The sequence below is a fragment of the Cryptosporangium sp. NPDC051539 genome (assembly GCF_044454545.1).
Taxonomy (GTDB): Bacteria; Actinomycetota; Actinomycetes; order Mycobacteriales; family Cryptosporangiaceae; genus Cryptosporangium.
This window is the reverse complement of record NZ_JBITDV010000002.1, coordinates 404,572-425,857: the sequence shown is the minus strand read 5'-3', so window position 1 is coordinate 425,857 and position 21,286 is coordinate 404,572. Positions and strand designations below refer to the sequence as shown.

Sequence of the window (21,286 nt, the reverse complement as noted above, 5' to 3'; positions counted from 1 at the left end):
TGGACCGGGCTCACGCGAGCGGTCCGGCCGCCGACTCGGCGGCCGTCACCGCCGCGCCGGTGCGGACGAGGTGGACGGCGGCCTCGATCTCCGGGGCCAGGTAACGGTCGGGGCCGGGGCCGGGAGCGGTCTCGCGGAGCTCGGCGAGCACGGCCGCGGTGGCCGGCGCCGGTCGGAGCGGCGCGCGCAGGTCGAGCGCACGCGCCGCGGTGAGCAGCTCGATCGCGAGCACGCGGGTCAGGCCGTCGATCGAGCGGCGGAGCTTGCGGGCGGCCGACCACCCCATCGAGACGTGGTCTTCCTGCATCGCGCTCGAGGGGATCGAGTCCACGCTGGCGGGCGCCGCGAGCCGCTTGAGCTCGGACACGACCGCGGCCTGCGTGTACTGCGCGATCATGTAGCCGGAGTCGACCCCGGCGTCGTGCGAGAGGAACGGCGGCAGCCCGTGGTTGCGCGCGACGTCGAGCATCCGGTCGGTGCGCCGCTCCGCCATCGACGCGAGGTCGGCGACCGCGATCGCGAGGAAATCGAGCACGTACCCGACCGGGGCGCCGTGGAAGTTGCCGTTGCTCTCGACCCGCCCGTCGAGCGTCACGACCGGGTTGTCGATCGCGGCCGCGAGTTCCCGGGAGGCGACGGTCTCCGCGTGGGCGAGCGTGTCGCGGGCGGCGCCGTGCACCTGGGGCGCGCAGCGCAGCGAGTACGCGTCCTGGACGCGGGTGCAGGCGTGCGGGTCGCGGTGGCTGGCCATGATCCCGGACCCGGCCAGGATCCCCCGGAGGTTCGCCGCGCTGGCGGCCTGGCCCGGATGCGGACGCAACGCCTGCAGGTCGGCCGCGAACACCGCGTCGGTCCCGAGCAGCGCCTCGACGCTCATCGCCGCGGTGAGGTCGGCGGTGCGCAGCAGGCGGCGCAGGTCGGCCGCGGCCAGCAGCAACTGGCCGAGCATCCCGTCGGTGCCGTTGATCAGCGCCAGGCCTTCTTTCTCCCGGAGCGCGAGCGGGGTGAGGCCCGCGTCGGCGAGCGCCTCGGCCGCGGGGCGCCGGACGCCCAGCGCGTCGGTCACGAACCCCTCGCCGGTGAGGGCGAGCGCGCAGTGGGCCAGCGGGGCGAGGTCGCCGGAGCAGCCCAGCGAGCCGTACTCGTGGACGACCGGCGTGAGGCCGACGTTCAGCATCCCGACGTAGGCGTTCGCGGTGGAGAGCCGGACCCCGGTGCGGCCGGTGGCCAGCGTCGCCAGGCGGAGCAGCATCAGCGCGCGCACGACTTCGCGCTCGACCTCGGGTCCGGAACCGGCCGCGTGCGAGCGGATCAGGCTGTGCTGGAGCAGCACGCGCCGGTCGGGCGGGATGTGCTTGGTCGCCAGCGCGCCGAAGCCGGTGGAGACGCCGTAGTGCGGTGTCGTGTCGTCGGCGAGTTCTTCGATGATGCGGCTGCTGGCCACGAGGGTCTCCTCGGCGTCCGGCGCCAGGGCCACCGGAGCGTTGTCTCGTGCTACCGCGATCACGTCGTCCGGATCGAGAGGACCTGCACCCACCAGCACCGCGTCACCCATGGGTCCATGGGACACCACGGGGCGCCGCGGCCGACAGCACGACGCGGGCGTATTCGTCTGGGATCCCAGACGGTGGCTAGGGTGCGGACATGACCCGATCCGCCCGGCCGCCCGTAGCCGACGGCGGGCCGGCGGCAGCCGACGGCGGGCCGGCGGCAGCTGACGGCGGGCCGGCGGCAGCGCAGGTGCCCGCGGCTACCCAGGTGCTGGCGATCCTGCGGTACCTCGCGCGCCAAGCCGGCCCGGTGGCGGCCGCGGCCATCGCGCGCGATCTCGCGCTGCCCCGGTCGACGACGTATCACCTGCTGGCGACGCTCGTCGACGCGGGATTCGTCGTGCACCTGCCGGAGGAACGGCGGTACGCGCTCGGGGTCAGCGCGTACGAGCTCGGCACCGGATACACCCGGCAGGCACCGTTGCAGCGCCTGGCGCGGGTGCCGCTGGCGACGCTCGCCGACCGGATCGGGCAGAGCGCGCACCTGGCCGTGCTGCACGGGCGGGAGGTGATCTACGTGATCGAGGAGCGGGCGCCCGGGCGTCCGCCGCTGGTCACGGACGTGGGGGTCCGGCTGCCCGCGCAGCTCACCGCGAGCGGGCGGGCGATGCTCGCCGCGCTGCCCAAGGCAGGCGTCCGGGCCCTGTTCCCGGACGCGGCCGCATTCGTCCGGCGCCACGACCTCGGTCCGACGACGTACGCCGAGCTCCGGCGGCTGCTGACCGCGGTCACCCGGGCCGGGTTCGCCACCGAGGACGGCGAGGTGACGCCGGGCTTCGCGTCGGTCGCGGCCGCGGTGCACGACCACGCCGGGCACCCGGTCGCCGCCGTGGCCGTGACCTACCCGGCGGACGAGCAGCCGGAGGAGCTCGCGGCGGCCGTCCTGCGCACCGCCGCCGAGATCAGCCGCCGGGTCGGTGGCCGCGGAGAGCGGCACCCCCGGGCGGGATCGTGACCGTCAGCGTAACCGCACCGGCAGCGACTCCAGGCCCCGGATGAGCGTCGACGGACGCCAGGCCAGTTCCGACGGGTCCGCGTCCAGGGTCAGGCCCGGGAACCGTTCCAGCAGCGCCCGGAACGCGATCTCGCCCTCCAGCCGCGCCAGCGGTGCCCCGAGGCAGTGGTGGATGCCGTGACCGAACGCCACGTGGCCCGCGCCCTGCCGCCGGACGTCCAGTGCCTCGGCGTCCGGGTAGCGCGACGGATCCCGGTTCGCCGCCGACAGCGACACCATCACGACCTCACCGGCCGGTATGTCGACGCCCCCGATCGTCGCCGGCTCGGCCGTGAACCGGACCGTGGCCAGGTGCACCGGGCCGTCCCACCGGAGGAACTCCTCGACCGCGTTCGGGATCAGCGCCGGGTCGGCCTCCAGCGCCGCTTTCTGCTCCGGATGGCGCAGCAGCGCGAACATGCCGTTGCCGATCAGGTTGACGGTCGTCTCGTGACCGGCCACCAGCAGCAGGAACGCCATCGAGATCGCTTCTTGGCGCGACAGCTTGTCACGGTCTTCGCTGGCCTGCACGATCGCGCCGAGCATGTCGTCGCTCGGCGCGAGACGACGAGCGTCCACCAGGCCGGTCAGATACCCGGCCATCGACACCGCGGCCGCCTGGTGAGCCTCGGGCTCGCCCGACTGGAGCAGCGTGTTGGACCACCGGCGGAAGTCGTCCCGCTCGTCGGTCGGCACCCCGAGCAGTTCGCAGATCACCGTGATCGGGAGCGGGAACGCGTAGGCGTCCAGCAGGTCGACCCGGTCGGGACCGGCCTCCATCGCCTCGAGCAGCCCGGCCGCGATCTCCTCGATCCGCGGACGCAGCGCGGCGATCGCCCGGCCGGTGAACGCCTTGCCGACGAGTTTGCGCAGACGGGTGTGGTCGGGCGGATCGGCCGCGAGCATGTGCGCGTTGATCGAGTCTTCGAAACCGCGCCGCGAGGGGCCGTAGCGGGCCTCCATCAGCGCTTGGAACTGCTCGTTGTCCTTGTGCAGCCGCGGTTCGGCGAGCGCCGCCCGCGCGTCCTCGTACCGCGTGACCAGCCAGACGTGCAGGCCGAGCGGCGTGATCACCCGGGTGACCGGCTGCTCCTCGCGCAGTTGCGCGTAGAGCGGGAACGGGTTGTCGTAGTAGTCCGGCCCCAGCCGCAGGTACTCGTCGGTGCCGGTCATGAAACCCAACGTACAGATCGAGGGGAAATGCAGGGGATCCATCCGTGAACCCGCTGCGTCCCACTCCCATGACCCGACTCGGACTCGTACTCGTACTCGCGGCGGTGGCGTTCACGGCCGCCTGCGGACAGGGGATGACGATCGTGGAACAGCCCACGCCGCCGCTGCGCGGCACGACCTGGGACGCGGTCGGGATGACCGAGGACGGCCGGACCCGTCCACCGGCGCCGCAGACGCGGATCCGGATCACGTTCGCCGACGACGGGACGATCGGCCTCGAGGGCGGTTGCAACCGGATCAGCGGCCCGGTCACGATCACCGGCGACCGGCTCGAGGCCGGCGAGCTGACGCAGACCGACCTGGGCTGCGAGCAGGCCCGGCTCGACCAGGACCAGTGGCTCGCCGACTTCGTCGGAACGGGCCCCCGGTGGCGCGAGACCGGCGCCGGGCTCGTGCTCTCGACCGGCCGGATACGGATCACGCTGGTACGGCACTCCCCCGCCGGGGTGCCGTTCGTCGGCACCCGCTGGATCGTCGACGGCCTGGTGAACGGCACCGGCGACGACGCGAGCGTCGGCAGCGTCCCGGCCGGCGTCGAGGCCTCGCTGACGTTCGACGGCACGCACGTCACCGGGTCGACCGGGTGCAACCGGCTGACCGGGCCGGCCACCGTCGACGGGCAGGTCGTCGCGCTCGGCCCGCTCGCCACCACGAAGATGGCCTGCGGCGGCCCGGCCGACGCGGTGGAACGGTCCGTCCTGAACGCGCTGACGCCCGGGCCGGTCCGCGCGGTCGTCACCGGAGACACCCTCCGGCTGACGAACGCCGCCGCCGGGCTGATTCTGAAAGCAGCGCCGTAGTGCGCATTTTTACCTGGTAGCGCTGCCCGCACCAGCGAATCCTCAGGGCATACCCCGAGGAGGCACGCCATGTGGAAGACCCGCAGGCACCTGGACGCCGAGGCCCGGCGGCACCGGGACGACGCGGCGGCCGCGTACGCCGACGGGCGGCTCACCGCCGCCGCGACGTCGGCCCGGGCCGCGCTCGCCTGTGCGGAGCGTTCCGCCGGCCCGGACTCACCGGCCGCCGCGACCGACGCCCGCACGCTCGCCGCCGTCCTGGCCGCGCTCGACCGCCGGGCCGAGGCGAACGCGCTCTACCAGCGGGCGCTGGCCGTCTACCGCACGACCGGCCTGACGTACGACGCCGCGGTCTGCCTGCACGGCCTCGCGCTGCTGCACGCCGACACCGAGCCCGGCGTCAGCCGCGCCCGCCTGCAGTCCGCGCTGCAGATCAAGCGCACGGTCCTCGGCGGCCTGCACCCCGAGGTCGCCGCGATCCTCGAGGACATGGCCGCGCTCTCCGCGCTCTCCGCGCTCTCAGCGCTCTCCGCCGCCTGAGGTCCGCACCCCTCAGCAATCGCGTCCCCCGGCCGATCAGGTGAGGAAAAGCCCATCGCCGCGAATAGGACGCCATGTACCAGACGTTCCGCCCCCTGCTCGATGCGCTCAAGGGGCGCGGCGCCGACCCCGCGGCGCTCGACCGGGCCGCCGCCGAGGCGGAACGATCCGGGCGGTCGCTGCGCGGCATTCTGATCAACGACCACGTCGTCACCGAGACCGAGCTCACCGCCGCGGCGGCCGACGTCTACGGGATGAACAGCGTCGACCTGGTCGGCTACCCGATCGACCCGGTCGCGATGGCGAAGATCCCGATCGGCATCACCGTCCGGCACCGCGTCCTCGGCCTGGCCGTCGACGGCAATGAGATCACGGTCGGCATCACCGATCCCGGCGACATCGTCGCGCTCGACGACGTCCGGGCCGCGACCGGCATGATCGTGCGGCCGGTCATGGTGGCGCGTTCCGAGCTCCGCAAGATCATCAGCCGCCTCCAGCGCGAGGACAACGACCTCGCCGACATCGCCGACTCGCTCCGTCCCGAGGCCCCGACCGCGGCCAGCGTCTCCAGCCTGACCAGCAGTGACCAGGACGCGCCGATCGTCCGGTACGTGAACTCGATGATCGGCCAGGCGATCCAGAGCCGGGCGTCCGACCTGCACCTCGAACCGACCGAGCACGACATGCGGGTGCGCTTCCGGATCGACGGCGTGCTGCACGAGATCGACAACGTGCCGCACAACGTCCAGGCCTCGCTCGTCTCCCGGCTCAAGATCATGTCCGGCGTCGACATCACCGAGAAACGCGTCCCGCAGAACGGCCGGATCACGGTCGAGATCAACAACCGGGCGGTCGACCTCCGCACGGCGACGCTCCCCACGGTCTGGGGCGAGAAGGTCGTGCTCCGGGTGCTCGACACCGGCGGCGGCCAGGAGGTGAAGCTCGACAACGTCGGCTTCAGCCCCGAGAACCTCGCCCGCTTCGCCTCGTCGTTCCACAAGCCGCACGGGATGGTGCTGGTCACCGGCCCGACCGGCTCCGGCAAGTCGACCTCGCTCTACGCGACGCTGGCCGAGATCAGCAAGCCGACGATCAACATCATCACGGTCGAGGACCCGGTCGAGTACCGCCTGCCGGGCGTCAACCAGATCCAGGTCAACCTCAAGGCCGGCCTGACGTTCGCGGCCGTGCTGCCGGCCATCCTGCGGTCCGACCCGGACGTCATCCTGATCGGCGAGATCCGGGACCGGGTCACCGCGCAACTCGCGGTCGAGGCCGCGCTCACCGGCCACCTGGTGCTGTCCACGCTGCACACGAACGACGCGCCGAGCGCGATGGTCCGGCTCACCGAGATGGGGATCGAGCCGTTCCTGGTCGGCTCCTCGGTCGACTGCATCGTGGCCCAGCGGCTCGCCCGGCGGCTCTGCGACTGGTGCAAAGAGGCCTACGAACCCACCGAGCTCGAGCTGACCGGCGCGCGGTGGCCCGACGATCTGCCCGCGCCGCCGGAACTCTGGCAGCCGGTCGGGTGCCGGAACTGCGCGAACACCGGTTTCCGCAGCCGGATCGCACTGCACGAGGTCATGCCGGTCTCGGAGGAGATCGAACGGCTCACGGTGAAGCACGCGTCCGCCCGGGAGATCCAGGACGTGGCCCTCGCCGAGGGCATGCGCGACCTCCGGAGCGACGGCTTCCGCAAGGCCCAGGAGGGCCTGACCTCCCTCTCCGAGGTCATGCGCGTCGCGGTCTAGAAACTCCTCAACTGCTCCGTGCCGACGCCGATCAGGACGCGGTGGACGGTGTCGGCACACTCCGGAGAGACTTTGCCCCCTCCTCGGCTGCGCGGGACCGGGATTCACTCAACGCGATGCTCGTCGCGCTGGTCGAGGCCAACGGCTCCGACCTGCACCTGACCGCGGGCGCGCCCCCGACCGGGCGGATCAACGGCTCGCTGCAGTCGCTGCCGGACTACGACCCGCTGACGCCGGCCGACACCGCGCTGCTGGCCCGGGCCGCCACCGACGACGCCCAGTGGGCCCGGTACGAGCGCGACAAGGAACTCGACCTCGCGTACAGCGTCGAGAGCCTGTCGCGGTTCCGGGTGAACATCTACCAGCAGCGGGGCTCCTGCGCGGCCGCGTTCCGGACGATCCCGCACCTGATCAAGCCGCTGGACGAGCTCGGCGTCCCGGACTCGATGGCCCGGTTCGCCCAGCTGCCCCGCGGGCTGGTGCTGGTCACCGGCCCCACCGGCTCCGGAAAAACGACGACGCTGGCCGGGCTGCTGGATCTCGCGAACCGCACCAGGTCTGCGCATATCGTCACCATCGAAGATCCGATCGAGTTCCTCCACACGCACCAGCGCAGCCTGATCAATCAGCGCGAGGTCGGTGAGGACACCGGCTCGTTCTCGGGCGCGCTCAAGGCCGCACTCCGGCAGGACCCCGACATCATCCTGGTCGGCGAGCTGCGCGACCTCGAGACGACGTCGACCGCGCTGACCGCCGCCGAGACCGGTCACCTGGTGCTCGCGACGCTCCACACGCAGAGCGCGACGCAGACGATCGACCGCATCATCGACGTGTTCCCGCCGCATCAGCAGCCGCAGATCCGGGCCCAGCTCTCGACCGCGCTGCAGGGCGTCGTCAGCCAGGCGTTGTGTCCGCGGGCCGACGGTCGCGGCCGGGTGATCATCACCGAGATCATGTCGCTGACCCCGGCCATCCGGAACCTGATCCGCGAGGGCAAGAACCACCAGATCCCGTCGTTCATGCAGTCCGGGGCCGGTGAGGGAATGCTCTCGTTCGATCAGCACCTGGCCGAACGCGTGCGGCAGCAGGCGATCACGTTCGAGCAGGGACTCACGCTCTGCCACTCGGCGGAGGACTACTCCCGCCTGGCGGGCCGCCGATGAGCGCTCGCGCGAAGAGCGGGTGCCCGGATGAGCGCTCGCGCGAAGAGCGGGTGCCCGGATGAGCGCTCGCGCGAAGAGCGGGTGCCCGGATGAGCGCTCGCGCGAAGAGCGGGGGGCTCGGATGAGCGCTCGCGCGAAGAGCGGGGGGCTCGGATGAGGGGACGCGCATGACGACGTTTGCAGGAGCCGGGCTCCACGCGGCGGGCGGGCGGCCGGCCGGTACCAAGACGTTCGACTACCAGAGCGTCGACCCGGCCGGACGCCGGTCCAAGGGCAAGGTCGCCGCGCCGAACACGAACGCGGCGATCCAGATCCTGCGCCAGCAGGGCATCGTCCCGCTCTCGATCACCGAGGCGGGTACCGGCCTGCAGCGGGAGATCTCGATCCCCGGCCTCACCGGGCGGACGACGCTCAAGGACCTCGCGGTGTTCTCCCGCCAGTTCGCGACGATGACCGCGTCCGGCATGTCGCTGCTGCGGTCGCTGGCCGTGCTCGAGGAACAGACCGCCAAGCCCACCCTGAAACGCGCGATCGCCGACGTCCGGATCGACGTCGAGGGCGGGGTGGCGCTCTCGGCCGCGCTCGAGCGCCACCCGAAGGTCTTCCCGACGCTGCTCTGCGCGATGGTCCGGGCCGGCGAGACCGGCGGCTTCCTGGACGCCGCCCTGGAGCGGATCGCCGGCAACTTCGAGAAGGACGACGAACTGCGCGGAAAGATCAAAGGCGCGCTGACCTACCCGGTCGTCGTGCTGCTGTTCGCGATCCTGATGATCGCCGCCGTCCTGATCTTCATCGTGCCGGTGTTCGAGCGCATGTTCCACCAACTCGGCGGCGAGCTGCCGCTGCCGACCCAGATCATCGTGAACGTCAGCCACACGCTGGTGTGGTCCGGCCCGCTGATCGTCGTCGCGATCGTCGTCGGCACCACGCTGTTCCGCCGCGAGATGAGCAGGCGGCCCGCGCTGCGGCTCGCGTTCGACAAGGCCAAGATGCGCGCGCCGGTGTTCGGCAACCTGTTCACGAAGATCACGATCAGCCGCTTCGCCCGCAATCTGGGGACGCTGCTCGGCGCCGGTGTGCCGGTCCTCCAGGCGCTGCACGTCGTCGGGGCCACGACCGGCAGCGCGGTGATCAACACCGCGATGACCGACCTGCAGAACGCCGTGCGCGAGGGCCGGCCGATGTCCGGCCGGCTGTCGGAGCACGCGGTGTTCCCGCGGATGGTCTCGCAGATGATCGAGGTCGGCGAAGAAAGCGGACAGATTAGTCAGATGCTGGATAAAGTCGCCGATTTCTACGATCGAGAGGTGGACAGCACGGCCGAATCACTGACCGCGTCCATCGAGCCGATCATGGTGCTGGTCATGGGCGTCATTGTCGGCGGAATGATCATCTGCCTCTATCTGCCGATGTTCACGATTTACCAAAACATCCAAGGCGCCCAGTGATTGCCCCCTCCATGGCGCGCAAACGCAGGAGGACGTCCGAATGACCGCAGCGCTGCGCCGTACTTCACACCGCGAGGCCGGCCCGAACGACCGCGGGTTCACGCTCATCGAGCTCCTGGTCGTCGTGGTCATCATCGGCGTACTCATCGCGATCGCCGTCCCGCTGTACTCCAATTACAAGAAGGGCGCGGCGAACACGTCGGCCTCTTCGGACGTGCGCGGCGCGATCAGCGCGGTCGAGCAGTTCTACACCGCGAACGGCAACCAGTACCCGGCGACCACCGACAACAGCGCCACCCCGGGCGGGAACATCACGCTGCAGCTGACCGGCGGCGGAGGGACGACCGGCACGATCACGGTCTCGTCCGGTAACACGCTCTACTTCAAGAACAACTCGACCAGCTACGTCATCTGCGGTCAGAACACCGACGGCCAGACGATCTACTCCTACAACTCGTCGACCAGCAAGTCGGTGGCGAAGTCGAGCGCGACCAGCCTCACGACCTGTGCCGCGGCGACGTCCTGAATCCCGATGATCCTGACCTGCGCGGGGATCCTGGGCCTGGTCGTCGGATCGTTCCTCAACGTCGTCGTCCACCGGGTGCCTCGGGACAAGTCTCTCCTGCGGCCGGCGTCGCACTGCCCGGCCTGCGCGGCACCGATCCGCTTCCGGCACAACGTGCCGGTGCTGAGCTGGGTCGCGCTGGGCGGGCGGTGCGCCGACTGCCGGACCCGGATCCCGGTTCGCTACCCGCTGGTGGAGATCGGGACCGCGGCCCTGTTCGTCGCGATCACCGCGCGGTTCGGCGTCAGCTGGGTGCTGCCGGCGTACCTCTACCTGGCCGCGATCGCGGTCCCGCTGGCGCTGATCGACCTCGACGTCCAGCGGCTGCCGAACAAGATCGTGCTGCCGTCGTACGCGATCGGGGCAGCGCTGCTGGCGCTCAGCAACGACTGGACGGCGGCGGTCCGGGCGATCACCGCGATGACCGTGCTCTACGGCGGCTACTGGCTGATGGCGTTCCTCTACCCGGGCGGCATGGGGTTCGGCGACGTCAAGCTGGCCGGCCTGCTGGGGCTGTTCCTGGGCTGGCTGGGCTGGAGCTCGGTCTGGGTCGGGACGTTCACCGGCTTCCTGCTGGGCGGGACCGTCGGGGTCGCGCTGCTGGTCACCCGGCGGGCGACCGGCAAGACCGCGATCCCGTTCGGCCCGTCGATGCTGGCCGGTTGCCTGCTCGCGGTGTTCGCCGCCGCACCGGTGGCGAACTGGTACTTCTCCGTCCTCTACCCGGCCGGCTGAGCAGAAGGAGTTCGGCATGGCGCCCACCACACTGATCGGCCTGGACATCGGCTCGACGTCGATCCGGGCGGTCGAGGCCGGGCACGGCAAGGACGGGCCGGTGCTGATCAACTACACCGAGGTGCCGCTGCCCCCGAACGCCGTGCAGAACGGCGTCGTGAACGACGAGAAGGCCGTGACCGCGGCGGTCCGGCACGCCCGCACGGCGGCCGGGTTCCGCGCCAGGCGCGTGGTGCTCGGCGTCACGAACATGCAGGCCGTGGTTCGCGAGATGACGGTCGCGAACATGCCTTCGAAGGACCTGCGGGCGTCGCTGCCGTTCCAGGTCCGCGACTCGCTGCCGCTACCGGTCGAGCGGTCGGTACTCGACTTCCTGCCGCTCGAGGCCCCCGGGAACAACGAGAACGTCCGGGGTCTGCTGGTGGCCGTGCCGAAGGAGCCGATTCTCACCGCGGTGCGCGCGGTCGAGGCGGCCGGCCTCACCGTGCTCCGTGTCGACCTGGCCTCGCTCGCGCTACTGCGCGCCGCCGCCCGGCTCGACGAGCAGGTCGAGGCGATCATCGACATCGGAACCCAGATCACGACCGTGGTCGTGCACGCCGACGGTGTCCCGCTGATCGTCCGCACGATCCCGCGCGGCGGCGCCGAGATCACCAGCGCGCTGGCGTCCCGGCTGAACGTCCCGCCGTCGGAGGCCGAGGCGCTCAAGTGCCGGATCGGGCTCTGGACCGAGCACGGGCCCGAGGTCGCCGACACGGTCCGGGAGGCGCTCCGGCCGCTGCTCAACGAGATCCGCGGTTCGTTCGCGTACCTGACCACGTCCGGCGCGCCGAGCCAGGTCACCCGGCTGGTGCTGGTCGGCGGCGGCGCCCAGCTGCCCGGCCTGCCGGACACGCTGGCCGGTCAGCTGGACGTCGCGGTCGACTACGCCGACCCGATGGCCCGGCTCCGCCGGACCCGGCAGTCCCGGCACGCCGGTGTCGAGGCGCTCCCGCTCTCGGCGACCGTCTCGATCGGCCTGACGCTGGGGGCAGCCTGATGACCGTGGCAGTGGAGGCGGCCTCGTGACCGCGATGATGACGCCACCGGTGTCCGGCGCGTCGACGCACCGGCTCTACGCGCTCGGCGCGAACCTGCTGCCACCGGAGATCGCGCAGCAGCGCCAGGTCGTCCGGATCCGGCTGATCGTGCTGGCCTCGATCGGCACCGTGATCGTGCTGCTCGCGGCCTGGTTCGCACTCTCCAAGTGGCAGACCTCCCGTCAGGAGGGCCGGCTGGCCGACGCCGAGACGCAGGCGATCGTGCTCCGGCAGCAACAGCGGCAGTACGGCGAGCTGATCAACGCCCAGACCCAGTCGACGAGGATCAACAACGAGCTCGCGACGCTGCTCGCCACCGACGTCCAGTGGTCGACGCTGTTCGCGAAGCTGCGCGCGGCCGCACCCGGTGGTCTGGAGCTGACCGGCATCACGGTGGCGCTCACCGACCCGACGACGCAGGGCACCACCGGCGCGAACACCACCGCGACCACCGCGTCCGGGTTGCCGAGCGCCGACGGCAAGACGCCGATCGGCTCGCTGACGATCAACGGCACGGCCACGTCGAAGCCCGCGATCGCCACCTACGCCGACGCGATCGGAAAGCTTCCCGGCGTCGGGAACGTGATGCTCTCCGGCGTCACCGTGCAGGACGGCGGGTCGGACTTCACGATCCGCATCGACCTGAGCCAGTCGCTGCTCAGCCACCACTACTCGATCACCAGGGACTGAGCGGAGACGACGATGGCCTTCAGCGCGATGTCCGCCCGCGTACCGAGCGCTCTGCCCGACCTGGCCGGGCTACGCGGCAACACGATCCGGCTCTGGCTCGCGGGCGGGGTGGTCGGTGCGGTGCTGCTGCTGGGGGTCGGCTGGTTCCTGCTGATTCGCCCGCAGACCGCCCAGACCGCCGAGCTGCGGGCCCAGACCGAGACCGCGCAGGTGAACGCCGACTCGCTCCGCAGCCGCCTGGCCCAGGTGAAAGCACAGAACGACGACCTGGCCTCCTACCGGTCGAAGTACGACACGGCCCGGGAGGCGCTGCCCACCACCGCGGCGACCTCGCAGTTCCTCCGGGACGTGCAGAGCTCCGGCACCCGGGCCGGGATCAGCGTCGACGGCCTGGTCGTCGGCTCCCCGACCCAGGTCAAAGGCGCCGGTACGACGGTCTACGCACTGCCGATCTCGGTGACCGCGGTCGGTACGGCGTCCAAACTGGAAGGGTTCGTGAACCAGCTGCAGCGCGTGCAGCCGCGCGCGGTGCTGATCAACACCGCGAACGTGGCGCCCAACGAAAGCAGCGAGTCGCTGCGTGGGTCGGTCTTGCTGACCCTCGGCCTCCAGGCCTTCGTTTCGCCGTCCGCCGCCGGTTCGGCGCTCGCCGCGACGGATTGATGCGTCGGCCGACTCCCGGCGACCCGGCCTCCGATCGCGAGGCCGGGTTCAGCCTGATCGAGCTGATGGCCGCGATGACGCTGATCGGCGTCGTCATGGCCGCGCTCTCGGGCTTCTTCACCAACAGCCTGCGGGCGACGAACGTGCAGAGCAATGCGCAGACCGCGGTCCAGCTCGTCAGCGACGCGCTGGAGAAGGTCCGTTCCCTGAAGGGTTCCGGCGTCACCAGCGGCCGTGACCTGGCCAGTACCCAGACCCAGTGGGCGTCGGTGCCGACCGGTTCACCGGTCTCGCCCTACCTCGCCACGATGATGATGGCGTACGACGACACCGTGACCGGCGGCACGGTCACCAGCCCCGCGCTGCCGACCAGCCCGGTCACCGTGCTGCTCAACGGCATCCCGTTCCAGCAGAACTGGTACGTCGGGCGCTGCTGGCAGCCGCTGCTCGGCGGCGACTGCGGGCCGGCCAAGACCGCGCTGTCGGTCGAGTTCTTCCGGATCGTCACGCTCGTGACCTGGTCGGGAGGCGGCTGTCCGGACGCCGGCTGCTCGCAGATCGCCGCGACTCTGGTCAGCAACGCGCTGACCGAACCGGTGTTCAAGGTGAACGAGATCGCGCAGGCGCCGCAGGTCGTCAACCCGGGCCGGCAGACCGGCGAGCTGACCGTCCCGGTCTCGCTCGCCGTCACCGCGACCGGTGGCGCGGCCCCGCTGATCTGGCTCGCCGCCGGACTCCCGCCGGGCCTCGCGATGGACTCGAGCGGCGTGATCACCGGTACGCCGGTACTGCCCGGCACGTATCCGACGGTGGTCAGCGCCACCGACGCGTTCGGGCTGATCGGCTCGGCCGCGTTCACCTGGGTGGTCGCGGCGCTCCCCGACCTGATCGCGCCCGGTCCGCTGACGGCTCAGGGCGGAATCGCCGCCGCGTTCACCCCCACGCTGGTGGGCGGCACGTCGCCGCTGACCTGGACCGCGACCGGCTTGCCTCCCGGCCTGGCCATCGACGCCGCGACCGGCGCGGTCAGCGGCGTCCCGACGACGGTCGGCACCAGCACGGTCACGATCTCGGTCGTCGACACGTACACGAAGACCGACAGCATGACGTTCGGCTGGACCGTGCCGCCGCTCGCGATCACGACGCCAGCCGCGCAGTCCGGCCTGACCAACGCCGCGATCACCGCGCTGCCGATCGTCGCGACCGGCGGCGTGCAGCCCTACACCCGTACCGTCAGCGGCCTGCCCACCGGGCTGAGCTTCAACGCCACGACCGGTGTGATCAGCGGGACGCCGACCGTCGCCGGGGTGTACACCGTGAAGGCGACGGTCGTCGACCAGGCCGGGACGTCCGTGTCGAGCGGCGCGTTCACCTGGACGGTCGGCCCGTACATCAAGTGGCCGCGCACCGACCAGACCGGTGCGCTGGGCTCGATCTTCTCGGTCGACGCGGCGGCCACCGGCGGCACCACACCGTTCGTCTGGGCCGCGACGAACCTGCCGGTCGGCGTCACGATGAACACCACGACCGGTGCGGTCTACGGGACGCTCGGCGCGGCCGGGCGGTACATCGTCGGCTTCACGGTCACCGACGCGAAGGGCTATGCCGAGAGCCTGACGCTGATCTGCACGGTCACCACGTCGACCGGGCTCAACATCACGTCGGCCAGCGGCAACCGCAGCTCGGCGAAGGGCAAGTCCGACACGTTCACGCCGGTCGTGGCCAATGCCTCCGGGACGAAGACCTGGACGGCCGCGAACCTGCCTACCGGGATGTCGATCGCGTCCGGCACCGGTGTGGTGTCCGGCACCCCGACGACGGCCGGCACCTGGACGACGAAGCTCACCGTCACCGACGGCGCGGGCAAGATCTCGAACTGGATGTTCGTCTGGACGGTCAAATGACCAGGGACAACGAGGCCGGGTACACGCTCGCCGAGGCGGTCGTGACGATGGTGATCACCGCGATCTTCATGGGGATCTCGACGACGAGCATCATCTCGCTCTACTCGGCGACGAACCGGGCCCAGGCGATCGCCGACGGCCAGGCGCAGATCGGGGTCGCGTTCGGACGGCTCGACCGGCAGATCCGGTACGCGTCCGGGCTGAGCACTCCGGGGCTGGTGAACGGCGAGCCGTACGTCGAGTACGTCACCACCTACACCGGGACGCCGATCTGCACCCAGCTGCGGGTCCGCCCGTCGACCGGTCAGTTGCAGCAACGGTCCTGGACGCAGGGCACCAGCACGGTCACGCCCACCGCCTGGACGCAGCTCGCGGGCGACGTCAGCTCCCCGGCGCCGTTCACCGTGTCCACGGCCACCGCGACGTTCACGTTCCAGCGCCTCTCGGTCCGGCTCACCGCGACGACCGGCGGAGCGGCGGTGGCGGTGAGCAGGCAGTTCGGCGCGGCGTTCACCGCGCTCAACACGTCGCTGAACACGCAGTCGGCGACGGTCTGCGCGGAAGGGCGGGCGGTGCCGTGAGAGACGACCGCGGATCGCTCCCCGTCGCCCTGCTCGTGACGATGGTCGGCGTCCTGCTCTCGACGCTGCTGGTCAACACCGTGATCGGGCAGAACGGCACGACCCGGCTCGAGGTCGCCCGGGTCGCCTCACTGAACGCCGCGCAGACCGGCCTCGACGTCGGGCTCGGCCACATCCGGGCGGCCGACAACGGCACCGGGACCGGCGTCCTGACCGCGCTGCCGTGCGTGAACCTGGGCGGCACGCTCGCGGCCGTGACCGGTGCCGCGACCGCCGGCTACACGGTCTCGATCGCCTACTACCAGGTCGACCCGCAGAACCGCCCGCTGAAGTGGCTCAAGGACAACACGATCCCGTGCATCCTGGGCTCGGGCGCGTTCAGCACGCCGGCCTACGCGCTGCTCAAGTCCACCGGCACGTACCAGTCCGGCACCGGGAAGACCACGACCCGCCTCCTGCAGGCCACGTACACGTTCAAGACCAGCACGGTGAACATCCCCGGCGGACTCGTCCACGTCTACAAGACCGCCGCTACCAGCGACCTGTGCTTCGACGCCGGCTCCGGCTCCCCGATCGCCGGCACGCCGCTGACGATGCAGCCGTGCACGTACGGCAGCGTCTCCCAGACCTGGGCCTACAACGCCAACCTGACGATCAGCCTGGTGTCGTCGAAGACCCCGACGATGCCGCTCGGCATGTGCCTGGACGCCGGCACCCCCCAGGCCGCCGGCGCGATCATCTACCTGCAGCCGTGCGCGGTCGTCACGCTGCCGCAGCAGCAGTGGAGCTACAACGACAGCGCGAACCTCGAGGGCACGTCGAACGGCTCGTCACTCAACAACCTGTGCTTCAACGTCCAGAGCGCGAACACCGCCGGGAGCTTCCTCGCGCTCGGCGCCGGCTCGGCCGGAAAGTGCCGGACCGGCACCACCAACGTCCTGAACTTCTTCCCGGAGCCGACCACCGGTGCCGGCGCGGCCGGTGCCTCGGCCGGTCAGCTCGTCGACTTCCGGCAGTTCGGCCGCTGCCTCGACGTGACCGGTCAGAACGTCGCCGCGACGTTCCTGATCGCCTGGCAGTGCAAACAGGCGCCGAACCCGGCGCTGGTCACCTGGAACCAGAAGTGGACGACACCGACGCTGGTGCCCGGTACCGACGGCGTGACCTCGCTGGTCACCACGAACAAGAGCGGGCTGTACTGCCTGAAGAGCCCACGGTCGACCGTGCGGGCCCAGTACGTGGTGATCGTCGGCTGCACCGGGTCGTCGACGGCGCAGGAACTGCAGTGGACGTTCTACGGCGAGACCGGCACGTACGCGACCAGCTACACGATCGTCGACGCCTCCGGCTACTGCTTGAGCCCGACCAACCCCGACGACCCGAACCCGGACTTCTACGGCACCGGGCAGAAGATCTCGAAGATCGTCGTCGCCACCTGCGACGGCTCGGCGCTGCAGAAGTGGAACGCTCCGACGAGCATCCTGCAGACGCTGCCGCTGAAGGACATCAGCGAGAACTAGCTCTCGCTGATCTTCCCGTCGTCGGCGTGGAACCGGCGGTTGGTGGTGACGGTGTCCAGCATCCGCCGGTCGTGGGTCACCAGCAGCAGCGTCCCGTCGTAGGACTCCAGCGCCGACTCCAGTTGCTCGATCGCGGGCAGGTCGAGGTGGTTCGTCGGCTCGTCGAGGACGAGCAGGTTCACGCCCCGGGCCTGCAGCAGCGCCAGGCCGGCCCGGGTGCGCTCGCCCGGCGACAGGCTTCCGGCCGCGCGGTGGACGTGGTCGGCCTTGAGGCCGAACTTCGCCAGCAGCGTCCGGATCTCGGCCGGGGCCTGGTCGGGCAGGACGCGCCCGAACACGTCCAGCACCGTCCCCTCCCCCGCGAACAGTCCCCTGGCCTGGTCGACCTCGCCGACCACGACACCGGGCCCGAGGGCGGCCGACCCTTCGTCGGGGCTGATCTTTCCCAGCAGGACGCTCAACAGCGTGGTTTTCCCGGATCCGTTGGCGCCGGTGAGCACCGCGCGGTCGGCCCAGTCGAGTTGCAGGTCGACCGGGCCGAGCGTGAAGTCGCCGCGGCGCACGACCACGCCGCGCAGCGTCGCCACGACCGCCCCCGAGCGCGGTGCCGCGGCGATCGTCATCCGCAGCTCCCATTCCTTGCGGGGCTCGTCGACGACCTCGAGCCGCTCGATCAGACGCTCGGTCTGGCGGGCCTTCGAGGCCTGCTTCTCGGTGGCCTCGGTGCGGAACTTCCGGCCGATCTTGTCGTTGTCGGGTGCCTTCCGGCGGGCGTTCTTGACGCCCTTCTCCATCCAGGCCCGCTGGGCGCGGCCGCGGTCGACGAGCGACTGTTTCGTGTCGGCGTACTCGTCGTAGGCCTCGCGGGCGTGCCGCCGGGCGACCTGGCGCTCTTCCAGGTAGGCCGCGTACCCGCCGCCGTAGGTGTTGATCTGCTGCTGGGCCAGGTCGAGCTCGACGACCGACGTCACCGTGCGGGCGAGGAACTCGCGGTCGTGGCTGACCAGCACGGCGCCGGTCTGCAGCCCCTCGACGAAACGCTCGAGCCGGGCCAGGCCCTCGAGGTCGAGGTCGTTGGTCGGCTCGTCGAGCAGGACGACGTCGTAGCGGCTGAGCAGCAGCGAGGCCAGCGACGCCCGGGCCGCCTGGCCACCGGAGAGGCCGGTCATCAGGGCGTCCAGATCGATCGCGAGGCCGAGGTCGTCGGCGACCGTCTCGGCGCGCTCGGACAGGTCGGCGCCGCCGAGCGCGAGCCAGCGGTCGAGCGCGTCAGCGTACTCGTCGTCCGCCCCGGGCGCGCCCGCGGTGAGTGCCTCGGTGGCCGCGTCGAGGGCGGACTGCGCCGCGGAGACGCCGGTTCGCCGGCCGAGGAACTCCCGCACGGTTTCGCCGGGGCGCCGCTCGGACTCCTGCGGCAGGTAGCCGACGGTCGCACCCGACGGGCTGCGCCGCACCGAGCCGGTCTGCGGGGTGTCGAGGCCGGCGAGCAGCCGGAGCAACGTGGACTTGCCGGCCCCGTTCGCGCCGACGACCCCGATCACGTCGCCCGGAGCGACCACGAGGTCGAGTCCGGAGAACAACGTGCGGTCGCCGTGCCCGGCGGACAGATCCTTGACGACCAGCGTGGCACTCACGCGCGCCAGGGTACCGAGCCGTCGGGCGGCACCGTTTCCCCCGCGCCTCCGACGCGGAGTGGAGCCCTCGGCGCACTGTCCGTCAGCATCCGGCAACCCGACCGACGAATTCAGGCCGATTCACGGTTCAAATCGTGAAACGTACTGTCTTGATAGTGCGCTTGTGAATCACAGTTTGAAGCGGCGTATGCTCCGAGACTGTCCCTGTCAAGACGGAGGACCCGGGGTGACATGAATGAGCAGCTCGAAGGAATACTTCAACGACCGAGCAGTCGAACTCTCGCAAGCCCGGTGGCGGAAAGCCACGAGAAGCACCGGCGCGAATACCGGCTGCGTCGAAGTGGCCGCCAACTTGCCGGACGTCACCGCAGTGCGAGACAGCACTCGGCCCGAGGGCGGTGCGCACGTCGTCAGCCGGGAGGCGTTCGCCGCGTTCCTGTCCGATGTGAAGGCCGGCCGTTACTCACTTTGAGTGCGGCCGGGAAAATCCCCTCGCGCGACCGTAGGACGCGGCGGCACCTCTGCCCTAGGTGCCGCCGCGTTTCCGTGCGGGCGACGAAAGATTTCGGCGATCCGGCGCGCGGTGTTGCCCAGCTCACGATAGCTTCATAATCTGTGCTTCACAGATTTGGAAGTCGAGTACGTCTCGGAGGTGAGTCGGTTGGTGATGCCAGACACCCTCCGAGCTCCCCGGCCCGGCACGCCGGCGGAGGTCGACAGCTTCCGGCCGAACGCGGCCCGGATGTACGACTACTACCTCGGCGGCACCAACCATCTCGCAGCCGACCGTGAGGCGGCCGACGCACTGCTCGAGGCGGTTCCCGCGGTGGCGCTGGCCGCCCGCCAGAATCGCGACTTCCTGAGCCGGGTCGTGCAGTTCGCGCTGCGCGAGGGCATCACGCAATTCCTCGACCTCGGGTCGGGCTACGCGTCCCCGGGCGGCGTGGCCGATGCCGCGCTCGCCGGCGGGCCCGGCGTCCGCGTCGTGGCGGTCGACATCGAGCCGGGCGTGGTCACCCAGGTCCAGACCCTGGCCCGGACGTCCGGGTGGGCCGGGCAGGTGGGTGCGCTGCACGCCGACATCTGCGACGTGGCCGGCATTCTCGGGCACCCGGTGACCCGCCGGATGATCGACCTCGACCGGCCGGTGGCGATCCTCTGCCTGGCCGTCCTGCACTTCGTCCCCGGCCCGCTCGACCGGGTGCTCGGCCCGCTCCGGCGCACCGTCGCCCCCGGGAGCCTGCTCGCCGTCTCGCACGGTGCCGCCACACCGACGCCCGCCGGTCGGACGAGGACGGAGGGGGCGGCCCGACCGGCGGGGCCCACCCGGCCCGCGGGGCCCAGCCCCGCGTCGATCTCCCGGCTGATCTACGACTGCACGCTGACGCCGCTGACGCTGCGGTCCGAACACGACATCCGCGCCGCGCTCGGTGAGTGCGGCCTGGTCGAGCCCGGTCTGGTGCCGGTCGCCCGCTGGCGGATGCCGGAGTCCGCGCCACCCCCGGCCTTCGCCGGCCTGGTCGGCGGCGTTTCCCGCCTCTGACCGCCGCCCGATTCCTGACGGCGAGTGGCTGGTCTCAGTCGAGGGTGTCGGCCAACTGCTCCAGCGACTTGGTGGTGGCCGTCGGCTCCAGTGCGGCAGCGCGGATCGCGGCGAAGATCCGCTTGTAGACGTCGACCTCGGCCACCGAGTCGAGCTGCTGCACCGCGGCGTCGTTCTCCAGATAGGCGATGCCCGGCTCGTCGCCCGGGAAGTCGAAGATGCTGATCAGGCTGCTCATGCCCGGGTGCGGCCCGTCGGCGAAGCGCAGCAACCGGATCTCCACGTGCTCCCGCCGGCTCATCGCGACCAGGTGCGCGATCTGCTCGCGCCGCTGCTCCCGCGTCCCCCACCGGTAGAGCAGCGACGCCTCGGTCAGCACGGCGACGAGTTCGGCACCGTCGTCCTCCAGCACCTGCTGACGCCGTTGCCGGGCCTCCAGCGCGCGGGCCCTCCACTGCGGCGACTGGGTACCGACGTTCATGTGCGCCTCGGTGTACGCGGACGTCTGCAGCAGCCCCGGAAGAATCAGTGGCATGTAGAGCGAGACGCGCTCGGCGTCGGATTCGAAACCGGCGTACTCGTCGTCGCCGAAGACGTCGCCGTACTCGCGCCACCAGGCACGGCCACGCGCGAGCATGGCCAGCGACTCGAGCTCGTCGCGCTCGGCCTCCGGGACGCCGTAGATGCGCAGCAGGTCCCGGACGTCGCTCATCTCCGGCCGTTTCCAGACGTTCGCCTCGAACCGGCCGACCTTGCCCCGGCCCCAGTTCAGCTTGTCGCAGACCTGGTTCGCGGTGTAGCCGTTCTCCACCCTCAGCTCGACCAGCCGGCGCGCCAACCGTCGCTTCGCGACGGTCGCGCCGTACGTGGTGGTCACTCGACTCCTCCGCTGG

Annotated in this window: 20 protein-coding genes; 16 read left to right on the top strand and 4 right to left on the bottom strand. The window is 71.1% G+C overall.

What is annotated here, in order from left to right:
• Positions 1-10: 10 nt before the first annotated feature.
• On the bottom strand, positions 11-1,555 hold the full coding sequence (hutH, locus tag ACIBZJ_RS07935) for a histidine ammonia-lyase (protein ID WP_395926812.1): 1,545 nt from the start codon (positions 1,553-1,555) through the stop codon (positions 11-13).
• An 89-nt stretch (positions 1,556-1,644) separates the two neighbouring features.
• On the opposite strand from hutH, the gene ACIBZJ_RS07930 reads away from it, so the two are divergent.
• Positions 1,645-2,505 carry an IclR family transcriptional regulator gene (locus tag ACIBZJ_RS07930; protein ID WP_395926810.1) on the top strand — a complete coding sequence of 287 codons (861 nt, stop codon included), beginning with the start codon at positions 1,645-1,647 and terminating at the stop codon, positions 2,503-2,505.
• 3 nt (positions 2,506-2,508) lie between these two features.
• On the opposite strand, the gene ACIBZJ_RS07925 is transcribed toward ACIBZJ_RS07930, so the two are convergent.
• Entirely contained in the window at positions 2,509-3,717 is a 1,209-nt protein-coding gene (locus tag ACIBZJ_RS07925; protein ID WP_395926808.1) for a cytochrome P450, read from the bottom strand.
• 68 nt (positions 3,718-3,785) lie between these two features.
• Here ACIBZJ_RS07925 and ACIBZJ_RS07920 point away from each other — a divergent pair, with 68 nt between their 5' ends.
• From ACIBZJ_RS07920 to ACIBZJ_RS07860, 13 genes are all read left to right on the top strand, one after another.
• On the top strand, positions 3,786-4,577 hold the full coding sequence (locus tag ACIBZJ_RS07920) for an META domain-containing protein (protein ID WP_395926806.1): 792 nt from the start codon (positions 3,786-3,788) through the stop codon (positions 4,575-4,577).
• A gap of 69 nt (positions 4,578-4,646) precedes the next feature.
• A complete protein-coding gene (locus ACIBZJ_RS07915; protein WP_395926804.1) occupies positions 4,647-5,117 on the top strand; it encodes a tetratricopeptide repeat protein in 471 nt (156 codons plus the stop codon).
• 74 nt (positions 5,118-5,191) lie between these two features.
• Positions 5,192-6,868, top strand: coding sequence for a GspE/PulE family protein (locus ACIBZJ_RS07910; RefSeq protein ID WP_395926802.1), 1,677 nt, complete (start codon positions 5,192-5,194; stop codon positions 6,866-6,868).
• Positions 6,869-6,984: 116 nt separating this feature from the next.
• Positions 6,985-8,031, top strand: coding sequence for a type IV pilus twitching motility protein PilT (locus tag ACIBZJ_RS07905; protein WP_395926800.1), 1,047 nt, complete (start codon positions 6,985-6,987; stop codon positions 8,029-8,031).
• Positions 8,032-8,198: 167 nt separating this feature from the next.
• Positions 8,199-9,479, top strand: coding sequence for a type II secretion system F family protein (locus ACIBZJ_RS07900; protein ID WP_395926798.1), 1,281 nt, complete (start codon positions 8,199-8,201; stop codon positions 9,477-9,479).
• Between the two features lie 40 nt (positions 9,480-9,519).
• On the top strand, positions 9,520-10,005 hold the full coding sequence (locus tag ACIBZJ_RS07895; RefSeq protein ID WP_395926796.1) for a type II secretion system protein: 486 nt from the start codon (positions 9,520-9,522) through the stop codon (positions 10,003-10,005).
• 6 nt (positions 10,006-10,011) lie between these two features.
• Complete coding sequence (locus ACIBZJ_RS07890) at positions 10,012-10,779, top strand: prepilin peptidase (protein WP_395926794.1); 768 nt, start codon at positions 10,012-10,014, stop codon at positions 10,777-10,779.
• Between the two features lie 16 nt (positions 10,780-10,795).
• Complete coding sequence (pilM, locus tag ACIBZJ_RS07885; RefSeq protein WP_395926792.1) at positions 10,796-11,818, top strand: type IV pilus assembly protein PilM; 1,023 nt, start codon at positions 10,796-10,798, stop codon at positions 11,816-11,818.
• Between the two features lie 25 nt (positions 11,819-11,843).
• Positions 11,844-12,548, top strand: coding sequence for a PilN domain-containing protein (locus ACIBZJ_RS07880; RefSeq protein ID WP_395926790.1), 705 nt, complete (start codon positions 11,844-11,846; stop codon positions 12,546-12,548).
• A 12-nt stretch (positions 12,549-12,560) separates the two neighbouring features.
• Entirely contained in the window at positions 12,561-13,211 is a 651-nt protein-coding gene (gene pilO, locus ACIBZJ_RS07875) for a type 4a pilus biogenesis protein PilO (RefSeq protein WP_395926788.1), read from the top strand.
• Positions 13,211-15,115: a putative Ig domain-containing protein gene (locus tag ACIBZJ_RS07870; protein WP_395926786.1), complete on the top strand. Its 1,905-nt coding sequence runs from the start codon at positions 13,211-13,213 to the stop codon at positions 15,113-15,115. The genes pilO and ACIBZJ_RS07870 overlap by 1 nt, the downstream gene beginning before the upstream one ends.
• Positions 15,112-15,696 (top strand): type II secretion system protein J, encoded by a 585-nt coding sequence (locus ACIBZJ_RS07865; protein WP_395926784.1) that lies wholly within the window; start codon positions 15,112-15,114, stop codon positions 15,694-15,696. The genes ACIBZJ_RS07870 and ACIBZJ_RS07865 overlap by 4 nt, the downstream gene beginning before the upstream one ends.
• Positions 15,693-17,216, top strand: a complete 1,524-nt coding sequence (locus ACIBZJ_RS07860; protein ID WP_395926782.1) for an RICIN domain-containing protein — start codon at positions 15,693-15,695, stop codon at positions 17,214-17,216. Before ACIBZJ_RS07865 ends, ACIBZJ_RS07860 begins: the two co-directional genes overlap by 4 nt.
• On the opposite strand, the gene ACIBZJ_RS07855 is transcribed toward ACIBZJ_RS07860, so the two are convergent.
• A complete protein-coding gene (locus ACIBZJ_RS07855) occupies positions 17,213-18,850 on the bottom strand; it encodes an ABC-F family ATP-binding cassette domain-containing protein (protein WP_395926780.1) in 1,638 nt (545 codons plus the stop codon). The genes ACIBZJ_RS07860 and ACIBZJ_RS07855 overlap by 4 nt on opposite strands.
• Positions 18,851-19,085: 235 nt before the next feature.
• On the opposite strand from ACIBZJ_RS07855, the gene ACIBZJ_RS07850 reads away from it, so the two are divergent.
• Together ACIBZJ_RS07850 and ACIBZJ_RS07845 are read left to right on the top strand one after the other, a co-directional pair.
• The gene (locus ACIBZJ_RS07850) at positions 19,086-19,322 is read left to right on the top strand and encodes a DUF397 domain-containing protein (RefSeq protein ID WP_395926778.1); all 237 of its coding nucleotides are present in this window, start codon (positions 19,086-19,088) and stop codon (positions 19,320-19,322) included.
• Between the two features lie 195 nt (positions 19,323-19,517).
• Positions 19,518-20,393 carry an SAM-dependent methyltransferase gene (locus tag ACIBZJ_RS07845; protein ID WP_395926776.1) on the top strand — a complete coding sequence of 292 codons (876 nt, stop codon included), beginning with the start codon at positions 19,518-19,520 and terminating at the stop codon, positions 20,391-20,393.
• Between the two features lie 34 nt (positions 20,394-20,427).
• Here the strand turns inward: ACIBZJ_RS07845 and ACIBZJ_RS07840 are convergent, their stop codons facing one another.
• Entirely contained in the window at positions 20,428-21,270 is an 843-nt protein-coding gene (locus ACIBZJ_RS07840) for a helix-turn-helix domain-containing protein (protein ID WP_395926774.1), read from the bottom strand.
• Positions 21,271-21,286: the final 16 nt, after the last annotated feature.